This is a genomic window from Halomonas sp. BM-2019, assembly GCF_017584085.1.
Genome location: NZ_CP071922.1, coordinates 3210419 through 3222530, shown reverse-complemented (window position 1 = coordinate 3222530; position 12112 = coordinate 3210419). Strand labels below are relative to the sequence as shown.

10 protein-coding genes are annotated in these 12112 nt (G+C 68.0%); 8 read left to right on the top strand and 2 right to left on the bottom strand.

Annotation, left to right across the window (positions count from 1 at the left end; translation table 11 throughout):
* A partial coding sequence (locus J5F18_RS16010; protein WP_346299549.1) for an HAD family hydrolase occupies positions 1-606 on the bottom strand: 606 nt, incomplete at its 3' end.
* 211 nt (positions 607-817) lie between these two features.
* Between J5F18_RS16010 and J5F18_RS16005 the strand changes: the two genes are divergently transcribed.
* Positions 818-1309 carry an RNA pyrophosphohydrolase gene (locus tag J5F18_RS16005; RefSeq protein WP_346299548.1) on the top strand — a complete coding sequence of 164 codons (492 nt, stop codon included), beginning with the start codon at positions 818-820 and terminating at the stop codon, positions 1307-1309.
* Positions 1310-1412: 103 nt separating this feature from the next.
* On the top strand, positions 1413-3671 hold the full coding sequence (gene ptsP, locus J5F18_RS16000; RefSeq protein WP_346299547.1) for a phosphoenolpyruvate--protein phosphotransferase: 2259 nt from the start codon (positions 1413-1415) through the stop codon (positions 3669-3671).
* Positions 3672-4204: 533 nt separating this feature from the next.
* Here ptsP and J5F18_RS15995 read toward each other — a convergent pair.
* Positions 4205-4978, bottom strand: coding sequence for an NRDE family protein (locus J5F18_RS15995; protein WP_346299546.1), 774 nt, complete (start codon positions 4976-4978; stop codon positions 4205-4207).
* A gap of 118 nt (positions 4979-5096) precedes the next feature.
* On the opposite strand from J5F18_RS15995, the gene J5F18_RS15990 reads away from it, so the two are divergent.
* The 6 genes from J5F18_RS15990 (at position 5097) to J5F18_RS15965 (ending at position 11593) form a co-directional block, all read left to right on the top strand.
* Positions 5097-6191, top strand: coding sequence for a response regulator (locus J5F18_RS15990; protein ID WP_346299545.1), 1095 nt, complete (start codon positions 5097-5099; stop codon positions 6189-6191).
* Positions 6192-6266: 75 nt separating this feature from the next.
* The gene (gene lgt / locus J5F18_RS15985) at positions 6267-7061 is read left to right on the top strand and encodes a prolipoprotein diacylglyceryl transferase (RefSeq protein ID WP_346299544.1); all 795 of its coding nucleotides are present in this window, start codon (positions 6267-6269) and stop codon (positions 7059-7061) included.
* A 212-nt stretch (positions 7062-7273) separates the two neighbouring features.
* Entirely contained in the window at positions 7274-8047 is a 774-nt protein-coding gene (locus J5F18_RS15980) for a thymidylate synthase (protein ID WP_346302257.1), read from the top strand.
* Positions 8044-8619, top strand: coding sequence for a dihydrofolate reductase (locus J5F18_RS15975; protein ID WP_346299543.1), 576 nt, complete (start codon positions 8044-8046; stop codon positions 8617-8619). The genes J5F18_RS15980 and J5F18_RS15975 overlap by 4 nt, the downstream gene beginning before the upstream one ends.
* A gap of 83 nt (positions 8620-8702) precedes the next feature.
* On the top strand, positions 8703-10070 hold the full coding sequence (locus J5F18_RS15970) for a ProQ/FINO family protein (protein ID WP_346299542.1): 1368 nt from the start codon (positions 8703-8705) through the stop codon (positions 10068-10070).
* Between the two features lie 416 nt (positions 10071-10486).
* Positions 10487-11593, top strand: a complete 1107-nt coding sequence (locus tag J5F18_RS15965) for a porin (RefSeq protein WP_346299541.1) — start codon at positions 10487-10489, stop codon at positions 11591-11593.
* Positions 11594-12112: the final 519 nt, after the last annotated feature.

Sequence of the window (12112 nt, the reverse complement as noted above, 5' to 3'; positions counted from 1 at the left end):
CAGGGTGGGGTCGGGGTCCACCGCCACTGGGTGCTCGACGATTTCCAACAACGGGATGTCGTTGTGGGAATCGCTGTAGAACCAGGAACCGTCCAGAGTGAGCTCACGGTCGGCCAGCCAGGCCTCCAGGCGCTCGACCTTGCCCTCCCGGTAGCTGGGCGTGCCGGTCACCCGGCCGGTGTAGCGGCCGGTCACCACCTCGGGCTCCACGGCGATCAGGTCATCCACGCCCAGGCGCTCGGCGATGGGGCCGGTGATGAAGCGGTTGGTGGCGGTGACGATCAGCAGGGTGTCGCCCCGGGTACGGTGGCGTGCGACCAGCTCCTCGCCCTTGGGCAGGATGTGGGGCTCGATCTTGCTGGCCATGAACTGCTGGTGCCAGGCGGCGAGCTGCTCGGGGCTGTTCTCGGCCAGGGGGCGCAGCGCCACCTCGAGGAAGGCGTGGATGTCCAGGGTGCCGGCCTCGTAGTCGGCCAGGAAGCGGTCGTTGGCCTCGCGGTAGGTCACCGGATCGACGGCGCCCTGCTCGAGCAGGAACTCCCCCCAGGCGTGGTCGCTGTCGATCGACAGCAGAGTGTTGTCCAGGTCGAAGATGGCCAGGCTCACGGTGACTCCCTTGTTTTCGCTGATACGGTAGGTGGACGGTCAAGCGGGTTGCCGGTGAATGGGCGGTTCGCTCAGGGTGGAAAGCCCCGGATTATGGCAGAAGCGTCTCTCTGCTGCGACCCGAGGTGGACCTTGGCCGCAAGGCGTATTGATGCGCTTCGTAGCCTTGTGGAAGAATGATGGCAATACTGGTTTCTACAAGGTGAAGTCCGTGATCGACGCTGACGGCTTTCGCCCTAACGTTGGCATCATCATCGCCAACGACGAGGGGCAGCTGCTCTGGGCGCGTCGTGTAGGGCAGAATGCGTGGCAGTTTCCCCAGGGAGGCATCAAGGCGAACGAGACACCCAAGCAGGCACTTTTTCGTGAGCTCGAGGAGGAAACCGGCCTGACGGCCGATGACGTCGAGATCCTCGCCTGCACCCGGGGTTGGCTGCGCTATCGACTGCCGCGACGCATGATTCGTACCAACTCGAGGCCGGTCTGCATCGGCCAGAAGCAGAAGTGGTTCCTGCTGCGGATCCGCTGCCAGGAAACCCGCATCTGCATGAACGGAACACCCAAGCCCGAGTTCGACGGCTGGCGCTGGGTCAGCTACTGGTATCCGCTGGGTCAGGTGGTGCCTTTCAAGCGCGAGGTCTATCGGCGCGCTCTGCGGGAGCTCTCGCCCCGGGCGCAGCGACTGGCCCTGGGACTCGGCTGAGGGAGCTCGGCTGAGCGAGGAACCCCGTCCCGGTGGGGTAGTCACAGGGGCGGTAGCCTCCCTTATTTCTCACTAACGATAACAATGGAACGATGGCACGCCCATGCTCGAGGTCTTGCGCCGCATCACACAGGAAGTCACCGGGGCCCGTAGCCTGGACGCGGCGCTCGCCACCATGGTGCGGCGGATTCGCAAGGCCATGGAGACCGACGTCTGCTCGTTCTACCTCTATGATTCCGACCTCGAACAGCTCATCCTGATGGAGACCATCGGCCTGCGCACCCAGGCCGTCGGCCACGTGGCACTGCCGGTGGGTGAGGGCCTGGTCGGCCTAGTCGCCAGCCGCGAGGAGCCCCTCAACCTCGAGGACGCCCAGGCTCACCCCCAGTTCCGCTACTTCGAGTCCACCGGCGAGGAGCGCTACTCCAGCTTCCTCGGCGTGCCCATCATTCACCAGCGCCGCATGCTCGGCGTGCTGGTGGTGCAACAGTCCGAGAAGCGTCGCTACGGCGAGGAGGACGAGGCCTTCCTGGTCACCATGGCCGCCCAGTTGGCCGGGGTGCTGGCCCATGCGCTGGCCACCGGCAACCTGACCCGGCCGAGCCTCGAGGGGCAGGTGCACTTCAACGGGGTGGCCTCCTCGCCGGGCATGGCCATCGGCGAAGCGGTGGTGATTGCCCCGCCGGCCGATCTCGACAGCGTGCCGGACCTCATCCCCACCGACGTCGACTACGAGATCGCCCGCCTCAAGGAGGCGATCGGCGTGGTTCGCAATGAGATTCGTGCCGCAGGCGAGCGCCTCGCCAATCGGATCTCCGCCCAGGAGCTGGCGCTGTTCGAGGTCTACCAGCAGATGCTCGGCGAGGCGGCGCTCTCCCAGGAAGTGGTGAAGCGCATCCGCGAGGGGCAGTGGGCCCCCGGGGCGCTGGCCGACGTGGTGCGGCGTCACGTGCAGTATCTGGAACGGGTCGACGACGACTACCTGCGCGAGCGCGCCGCCGACGTGCGCGACCTGGGACGTCGTGTGCTGGCGCATCTGCAGGAAGAGACCCCCCAGACCCCGGAGGTCTATCCCGACAGCACCATCCTGGTCGGCGACGAGATCAGCGTGGCGATGCTCGGCGAAGTGCCTCGCGACAAGCTGGCGGGCCTGGTCTCGGTCAGCGGGTCCAGCACCTCCCACGTGGCGATCATCGCCAGGGCGATGGGGATTCCCACGGTGCTCGGCATGGTCGACCTGCCGCTGCCGAGGCTCTCGGGCGCCCGGGTGATCCTCGATGGCCATCGCGGCCGGCTCTTCGTGCGCCCCGGCGAGGAACTGCTGGCCCACTACCAGGAACAGATCCGCGAGGAGCAGGCGCTGGCCGAGGTGCTGGAACAGGAGCAGGATCTGCCCAGCCGGACGGAGGACGCCCACGACATGCCGCTGATGGTCAATACCGGCCTGGCCGTGGACACCGTCGCCTCGCTGAAGAGTCGCGTCAGCGGGGTGGGGCTCTACCGCACCGAGGTGCCCTTCATGGTCACCGAGCGCTTCCCCGGCGAGCAGGAGCAGACCCGGCTCTACCGCGAGCAGCTGGAGAGCTTCGCCCCTCTGCCGGTGGTGATGCGAACGCTGGACATCGGCGGCGACAAGGCGCTGCCCTACTTTCCCATCGAGGAGGCCAACCCCTTCCTCGGCTGGCGGGGCATCCGCGTGACCCTCGACCACCCCGAGGTGCTGATGGTCCAGCTGCGTGCCATGCTGCGTGCCTCCCAAGGCCTGGACAACCTCCAGGTGCTGCTGCCCATGGTGACCAACGTCGACGAGGTGGACGACGCCCTGCGCCTGCTCAATCGCGCCATCGTCGAGCTGGGCGAGGAGGGGGTAACGGTGACGCGCCCGACGGTGGGCGTGATGCTGGAAGTACCGGCGACCCTCTACCAGCTGGATGCCCTGGCCCAGCGCGCCGACTTCTTCTCGGTGGGCAGCAACGACCTGACCCAGTACCTGCTGGCGGTGGATCGCAACAACCCGCGGGTGGCCGACCTCTACGACCCCTGCCACCCGGCGGTGCTCTCCGCCATGGCCCTGCTGGCCAAGGAGTCCCGTCGCCTGGAGCGGCCGATCTCGGTGTGTGGCGAGCTGGCCGGCGACCCCGCCGGCGCCCTGCTGCTGATGGGCATGGGGTTCGACGCCCTCTCCATGAATGCCCCGAGCCTGCCGCGGGTGCGCGCCGCCATTCGTCGGGTCACCCTGGAGGGCGCCCAGACCCTGGTGGCGGAGACCCTGCGCCTCGACTCCCCCGCCGAGGTGCGTCGCCATCTGGCCGAACGCCTCGGCGAGTGGCAGCTCGCCCATCTGCTGCCGCCAAGGGATTGATGGCCTCCTCCTTGGCGGCTGGGTTGCCAGCGCGATTTATTGTGGGAGGGCGGCTTCGCCGCGCGAATAGCGGTGTTGCCGATGCCCTGCGTGATCAACACCGCGGGAGTCCTGCGGCCTCCATTCGCCCGGGAGACCCGGCCTCCCACCATGTAACCTGTCGAACAGATTCACGCCAATATGCGACGAACCATTTATTGTGGGAGGGCGGCTTCGCCGCGCGAATAGCGGTGTTGTCGATGCCTTGCGTGATCAACACCGCGGTAGGCCTGCGGCCTCCATTCGCCCGGGGGACCCGGCCTCCCACCATGTAACCTGTCGAACAGATTCACGCCAATATGCGACGAACCATTTATTGTGGGAGGGCGGCTTCGCCGCGCGAATAGCGGTGTTGCCGATGCCCTGCGTGATCAACACCGCGGGAGGCCTGCGGCCTCCATTCGCCCGGGGGACCCGGCCTCCCACCACGGCTCCCCAGTAAGGGGGCGACCATCATCCTGCGGCGCTAGGCGCTAGGCGCTAGGCGCTAGGCGCTAGGCGCTAGGCGCTAGGCGCTCGACGCTCTCCCCCAGCGCCACCCCGTTCGGCCCGAAGCGCCGTTCGCCGATCTCGATTCGCCCGCTGGCGTGCCAGCTCAGCCAGGTCATGGCCCGCGTGCCGTAGTGCTCACCGACGATAAAGGGCGAGGAGAGCATCCGCTCCATGGCCAGGCCCACCCCGGTTTCCGGCAGCTGGTCATCGTCGGCGGGGTGCGGGTCGGCCATGGCCGCCAGGGCATCCTCGGGCCAGCGGCCATGCCGCAGGCTGGCGCCCAGGCCCTGGCGCGCACCGATCAGCTTGGGCCAGGGGGAGTTCAGGCTGGCGTTGGAGAGGCCATGCAGGCCGGGGGAGACCTCGCGCAGCGAGATGGCGTCCAGGCCGCGATGGAGATGCCAGAGCCGCCGGCCGTCGCCCGCGATCAGGTTGAAGCCGGCGTAGCGCGCGGCCTCGCCGGTGGCGAGGCGGTCGAGCCAGGCGGGCAGATCGGGGCAGGTCAGGGCCTCCTGCACCAGGGCGCCGCGGCTGGGCGAATCGGCGGCGACCTTGAGGCGCGGGTCGCGCAGGTTGGTCACCGCGGCCAGGCGGCCCCGGCGGTGCACGGCCAGCCAGCTACCGCCGGCCTCCAGGTCGCGGCCGCCGATGATCTCGGGAGCGTCCTGCCAGACGGCGAGCGGGGCGGCGGGGCGGGCGTGGAACTCGTCGCGGTTGGCGACCAGGCGGATCGGCCACTCCCCGCCGGGGTGATGGTCGAAGGCGATCAGGCACATGGCGGCAGCTTAGCGGCTCAGCTCCACGCGGGGAAGTGACTCGACTCTGAAGGGGCTCGCCATGACAGCGGGCCGCACCCGGCGTACACTCGTTCGTCAATCTCGTGATCGGCCAGGGATGACAATGCGAGTCGAATGCGGCCGCTTCCTGAGGCGGCTCTCTCCCCATCGGCGCCTGGCGCTGTTCGTCCAGCTGCTCCTGCTGCTGGCGGGCATCGCCGCACTGCTCTGGACGGCTGCGCCGGGTGGCTGGCTGCTGGCCCTGCTGCTGGCCTCGACCCTGAACCTTGCCGCCGTGGCCTCTTGGCGCCGCCGGCGTGAGACGGTGGACGGCCGCAAGACGGTTGGCGGTGCCGCCCAGGACCCGATGCGCAGCGAGGCGTGGCGTCCCGGTGAGGAGGGCGAGCCCGCTCCAGGCGGCGATGAACCCTGGCGACGGCGCCTGAAGAGCCTGGAGGACGACCTCGCCCGGGGCGAGCAGCGGCTCGATCGGGTGAGGGCCGGGCGCGAGCGGGCGCGGGAGGAGTCGCGGCTCAAGTCCGACTATCTTGCCTTGCTGGCCCGTGAGCTGAAGCCGCTGCTGGAGCGCCTCGATGCATTCTCCCGTGAGGCGGGCGAGGGGCGCGAGGGCGGCGGCGATCCACACTCTCTCGGCGATCCACACTCTCTCGGCGATCCGCACTCTCTCGGCGATCCGCACTCTCTCGGCGATCCGCACTCTCTCGGCGAGCTGCGCGAACGGCTCGGTGATCTGGCGGCACTGCTGGAGGTCATCTCGGGTGAGGATCCGCGTGCCGCCGTCGCCGCGCTCCCGGCCCGGGTGCTGATCGTCGACGATGGCCCCGTCAACCTGATGCTGGCGCGCCAGGTGCTGGAGCGTCAGGGGCTCGAGGTGCGCACCGCCACCTCCGGCGCCGAGGCCCTGGCCTGCCTGGAGCAGGTACCCTTCGACCTGGTACTGATGGATATCTTCATGCCCGACATGGATGGCATGGAGACCAGCCGCCGCTGGCGCGACCTCGAGGCGAGGCGCCATCCAGGCCATCACAGCGTGCTGGTGGCGCTCACCGCCAACGCCAGCGTGGAGGATCGCCGACGCTTCGAGGCGGCGGGCCTCGACGACTTCCTGGCCAAGCCCTACCGCCCCCAGGCGCTGGTCGAGCGGGTCAGGCGCTGGCTGCCCGGACGCGTCCACGCCCCCGAGGCGCCCTGACCGTGCGCCTGATCCTTTCGGACCGGCCGCAGGTGGCCGGTCGCTGCTCTCTCTTCTGATGTTCAAGGACCCGTGATGCTGAACTACCCCGATATCGATCCCGTGGCGATCTCCCTCGGCCCCTTCCAGGTGCACTGGTACGGCCTGATGTATGTGGTGGGCTTCGTCGCCGCCTGGTGGCTGGGACGGCGGCGCGCCGCGCGCATCGGTCTGACTCACGACGACATCGGCGACCTGCTCTTCTACTGCGCCATCGGCGTGGTGGTGGGCGGGCGCCTGGGCTATGCGTTCTTCTACGGCATGGGCCAGTGGGCCGGCGATCCGCTGTGGATCCTGAGGGTCTGGGACGGCGGCATGAGCTTCCACGGCGGCCTGGCCGGCGTGCTGCTCGCCTCCTGGTGGTTCGCCCGCCGGAAGGGGCTGGCCTACTTCACCCTCACCGATTTCATCGCTCCCCTGGTGCCGATCGGCCTGGGTGCCGGGCGCATCGGCAACTTCATCAATCGCGAGCTGCCGGGCCGTGTCACCGAGCTGCCCTGGGGCATGCCGTTCCCGGGCCTCGGTCCCGAGCCGCGCCACCCCTCGGCGCTCTATGAGGCGGTGCTGGAAGGGGCGGTGCTCTTCCTGGTGCTGTGGTTCGTCTCCGCGAAGCCACGCGCCCGCGGCCTGGTCTCCGGGCTCTTCCTGACCCTCTACGGCGTATTCCGCTTCGCGGTGGAGTTCGTGCGGCTGCCCGACGCCCACATCGGCTTCATCGCCTTCGGCTGGGTGACCATGGGCATGCTGCTGACCCTGCCGATGATCGTCGCCGGCCTGGCGCTGATCGCCTGGTCGCGCAGCCAGCCTGTCGACGCCCGCACCACGCCGTAGGAGCCCGATTTATCGGGCGATTGCTTCCCCTTGATCGCTTTCTCTGGAAGCCCAGGCGCGCATGTCGCTCGAGGCGGCGCTACCCGAAGCGCTGTCACGACCCGATCAACAACCCGGGTGAGATCCGGTAGAATGCGCTCCCCATCCACCAGCCAGGCAACGCCGTGACCGACCAGACGCTTCCCGCCCTCGAACAGCCCTACCTCGACCTGATGCGCCAGGTGCTCGACCACGGCGTGGAGCGCGAGGACCGTACCGGGGTGGGGACCCGCTCGCTCTTCGGCCACCAGATGCGCTTCGACCTGGCCCGCGGCTTTCCGCTGGTGACCACCAAGAAGCTCCACCTGCGCTCGATCATCCACGAGCTGCTGTGGTTTTTGGCCGGCGACACCAATATCGCCTACCTGAAGGCGAACGGGGTGCGCATCTGGGACGAGTGGGCCGACGAGAACGGCGAACTCGGCCCGGTCTATGGCTACCAATGGCGAAGCTGGCCCGACCCCCGCGGCGGCCACGTCGACCAGATCGCCGGGCTGCTTGCGCAGATCCGCCGCAATCCGCAGTCGCGGCGGCTGATCGTCTCCGCCTGGAACCCGGCGCTGGTGGACGAGATGGCCCTGCCGCCGTGCCACTGCCTGTTCCAGTTCTACGTGGCCGAGGGGCGCCTCTCCTGCCAGCTCTACCAGCGCAGCGCCGATATCTTCCTCGGGGTGCCCTTCAATATCGCCAGCTACGCGCTCTTGACCCAGATGATCGCCCGGGTCTCGGGGCTCGAGCCCGGCGAGTTCATCCACACCCTCGGCGATGCCCACCTCTATCGGAACCACCTGGAGCAGGCCGAGCTGCAGCTCACCCGCACCCCGCGCGAGGCGCCCCGCCTGGTGCTCGACCCGAGCGTCACCGACCTCTTCGCCTTCCGCTTCGAGCACATCGCCATCGAGGGCTATGACCCCCACCCCCATATCAAGGCCGAGGTGGCCGTATGAGCGAGGCCAGCCCCATGACCGATGAAGCGACCAACGAGATGATCGACGAGACCCTGGTCCCGGTGGCCATGATCGCCGCCATGGACCGCAACCGCGTGATCGGCGTGGACAACCAACTGCCTTGGTATCTGCCCGAGGACCTCCGGTTCTTCAAGCGCATGACCCAGGCCAAGCCCCTGGTGATGGGGCGCAAGACCTTCGAGTCCATCGGGCGGCCGCTGCCCGGTCGGCTCAATATCGTGGTGACCCGCGACCCCGGCTTCCACCACGCGGGGATCCGCGTCTGCCACGATCTGGCCGCCGCCCTGGCGCTGGCCGACCAGCAGGCGACCATCGACGCGGCCGACGAGATCATGGTGATGGGCGGTGCCCAGATCTACGCCCAGGCGCTGCCGCTGGCCTCGCGGCTCTACCTCACCGAGGTGGAGATCGAGGTGGCGGGAGACGCCCGCTTCCCCGCGCTCGACCCGGCCGAGTGGGAGGAGGTGCAGCGCGTGCCCGGCAGCCCCGCCGAGGGCCAGCCCGCCTACGCCTTCGTGGAGTATCGCCGTCGGGATGCTGTCGGCGGCTGACAAGACATTTGTCATGTCGCGGCATCTGGCACAGACTGGTCGACACTGCCCGGCCATCGAGTCCATGCCTGGAGGAAACCGGTTTGATCGAGGAACGCTCACGTCGCCTGCTGGAGGCCCTGGAGGGTCGCACCACCACGCTGCTGGACCTGCTGCGGTGGGAGCGCGAGCTTCGCGCGGGTCTGGAGAGCCGACTGGCCGAGGCCGAGGCGGGCCGCCTGGCGCTGCTCGAGGAGCGCCGCGAGCTGGTAGAAAGGTACCACGAGCTGGTGGAGGAGAACCGCGAGCTCGACGAACAGAACCGCGAGCTGGAGGAGCACAACCGCCACCTCCTCGAGCGGTTGACCAGCGGCCAGGGGGAGCGCAGCTTCCCGCGTCCGGCGCGCCGCTCCCAGGGGCTCTCGGCGCTGATCGGCCGCCATGCACCGCCCGGTCCTGGAGGAGCCCGATTTAGCGGGCGAGGGCCAGCGGCGCCATCGCCGGATAAATCCGGCTCCTACGGGGCGGCGGGGGCGTCGTCATCATCGCCATCGCCATCGCCGGATCAATCCGGCTCCTACGGGGCGGCGGGGGCGTCGCCATCATCGCCATCGCCGGATCAATCCGGCTCCTGCGGGGCGGCGGGGGCGTCGTCAACATCGCCATCGCCGTATCAATCCGGCTCCTACGGGGCGGCGGGGGCGTCGCCATCATCGCCATCGCCGGATCAATCCGGCTCCTGCGGGGCGGCGGGGGCGTCGCCATCATCGCCATCGCCGGATCAATCCGGCTCCTACGGGGCGGCGGGGGCAACGCCATCGGCGCCATCACCGGATCAATCCGGCTCCTACGGGGCGGCGGGGGCGGCGCCATCGCCCCAGGCCCTGCTGGCCGAATGGTACCAACGCTATCCCGGCGCCTTCTTCAAGGGCCATACCCGGCCGCTGATGATCGGCATCCACGAGGCCCTGGCCGAGCGTGAGCCCTGGCCCGAGAAGCTGGTGCGCCGCGCCCTGGCCTGCTACGTGAACCTGCCCCGCTACCTGAAGGCGGTGCGCGAGGGCGCCGAGCGTATCGACCTGGCCGGCAACCCCGCCGGCGGCGTCGATGCCCAGGCCGCGGAGCACGCCAGGAAGAAGCTCGACCGCCTCCAGGCCGAGCGCCGCGGCAAGGTGTCGCAGGCGGCGGGCAGGTCGCGCCGCCAGAAGAAGCCGGCGGGGAGCGAGGGTAGGGGGCGTGCCGAAACCGGGGCGGCCCAGGCCCCTCCCGCCGCCTCGACTGCCTCGAGCCCGACTAATGATCAAGCCCCGAATCCGGCTAGTGGCCAGGCCCCGAATCCGGCCAAGGCACCAGCCCCGACCCCGGCTTCCGGTCAGGCTCCGGCCGCGCGCGCCGCCACCGGCGACACGGTGTTTCCCGTCACCCTGGAGGAGAAGCTCACCGCCCTGATGGCCAAGCACAACCGCCGCTGAGCGGCGCCTTGGCGTCGCCGATCCAGAGCCGACAAGGCGAGTTGCATCGTCTTGTGTTTGCTAAAACAGCTGGGCATGATGTGCAGGCCGCAGATGGCCGCTGGCGTGGTTCCCAAGGGCCGCACCGCCGCGTCAGCCGGGGACCACAGCCGCAGGGGAAAGTTCCGGGGGGAGGGTGCAGCCCGAAGGAAAACAGTGTTTTTTCTTGTTGCGTTCCCCCATCTCCCGGTATAGAGTTCCTCTTGCGAGCATTGGACTATAACAAGGCTTCACCGAGACATGCCGCCACGTCAGCCGCTTCCCGGGAGGGAATGGGCCGGCCACAGAAGAGCAAGTCCGGCAAGCCGGCTGCAGCGACCGCCCCGCGGTCTGCAGGCAAACGATCGAAACAGACTGCTAGTCAAAGGAACCTAACGATGAAAAAGACACTGTTAGCGACTGCCATCGCTGGTGCCATCGCCGCTTCCGGCATGGCCGTGACCAACGCCCAGGCCGCCACCGTCTACGACCAGGATGGCACCCGTCTGGACATCTACGGCCGCATCGCCCTGGGTATCTCCGGCGGTGGTCCCGAGACCAACGAAGATGGCGACAAGCTGAACGGCTCCGAGTTCCGCGACGTCTTCTCCCGCGTCGGCCTGCGCGGTACCCAGCAGGTCACCTCCGACCTGACCGCCTTCGGTAACTTCGAAGTGCGTCCGAAGATGGACCAGGTGAACACCGACGGCCAGCAGGTGCGCAACAGCTTCCTGGGCCTGCGCAGCAACGCCTTCGGTACCATCCAGGCCGGTAACTTCGACAGCTTCTACCTGGAGACCGTGTCGCGTCCGTTCGACGTCTACCTGGATCGCGGCCTCGAGCTGAAAGGCGGCGGCCACCAGGCTCGCGGCGACTCCCTCGGCTATATCTCGCCGAACCTGGAAGGCTTCCAGGTCTACCTGCAGGCCAAGCACTACACCGGCAACACCGATTCCCGTACCGGTAACACCGGTACCGGCCGTCCGGCAGGTTCCGAGGGCAGCAACTCCTCCAAGTGGAACATGGCCGGTGGTGCGACCTACGAGATCGACAACCTGCGCCTGGCCCTCGGCATGGCCGAGGACATCGAGCGCGGCGGCGGTGTCGGCGAGAACGTCTACGGTGGCTCCGCGGCCTTCGAATTCGTTCCGGGCTTCACCGGCCGCCTGGCCTACGAGTACCAGTCCGACTTCGAGGACAAGATCGGCGTCGGCATGACCTACGCGATGAACGAGTGGGCCTTCCACCTGGACTACTATCGCATCGAGTCCCGTGGCAACCTGAAGGCCGCTCAGCAGGATGAGGGCCTGAGCACCAGCCGTAACTCCTGGGCAGCCGGCGCCTACTACAAGATCTCCAGCAACTTCGACGTCTTCGCCGAGCTGCATGAGTCCGATCAGGGCACCATCATCGATAGCGACACCACCGGCAGCGACTTCACCGATAACCTGCGTGACGTCCGCGACAACGTCTACTGGCTGACCGGCGTTCGCTACCACTTCTGATTGGCGAAGCGCCAACCCCAGAAGCAGCGACACCGCTTACGCAGTACACAGAAGCCGGCCCCTCGAGGCCGGCTTTCTTGTGCGGTATCGCCTTTCAACGTAAAGGAGGCGAAGTGACCAGATGTAGTTGAGGGACATCCCCTCAAAGCCCTCGTTGGCGGTAGCCGCCACGGCACCATCGGCGACGGCAACGGCCAGCGCAGGGCGGAGGCGGTGAAGATCGATGCGGGGCGCGGGGAACTTTTCCTCGGCTGTTCGCCTTGGCTTTCTGGCGCCGCTTGACGCCATTCGCTCGATATGCCAGGGCACTCCTTGTAAGCTATTTCCTACTACTATGCACACTATTGCCTACGACTATGTCCGCTATTTCTTGCAGAACCCTAATGATATGAATTAATTGCCGCCCTACGTCGAGGGTATGAGTCGCTTGGCTGGTGGTTGCCGCCCGACTCCCCTAAAATGTCCGCTGATTTTTGCGCCCTGCCGGTCGTCGGCGGGGCGCCAGTCCGCTCATTGCAC

Coding starts and splice junctions, on each gene's coding strand:
- ptsP (WP_346299547.1), top strand. CDS start 1,413: ATGCTCGAGGTCTTGCGCCGCATCACACAGGAAGTCACCGGGGCCCGT.
- J5F18_RS15995 (WP_346299546.1), bottom strand. CDS start 4,978: ATGTGCCTGATCGCCTTCGACCATCACCCCGGCGGGGAGTGGCCGATC.
- J5F18_RS15990 (WP_346299545.1), top strand. CDS start 5,097: ATGACAATGCGAGTCGAATGCGGCCGCTTCCTGAGGCGGCTCTCTCCC.
- lgt (WP_346299544.1), top strand. CDS start 6,267: ATGCTGAACTACCCCGATATCGATCCCGTGGCGATCTCCCTCGGCCCC.
- J5F18_RS15980 (WP_346302257.1), top strand. CDS start 7,274: ATGCGCCAGGTGCTCGACCACGGCGTGGAGCGCGAGGACCGTACCGGG.
- J5F18_RS15975 (WP_346299543.1), top strand. CDS start 8,044: ATGAGCGAGGCCAGCCCCATGACCGATGAAGCGACCAACGAGATGATC.
- J5F18_RS15965 (WP_346299541.1), top strand. CDS start 10,487: ATGAAAAAGACACTGTTAGCGACTGCCATCGCTGGTGCCATCGCCGCT.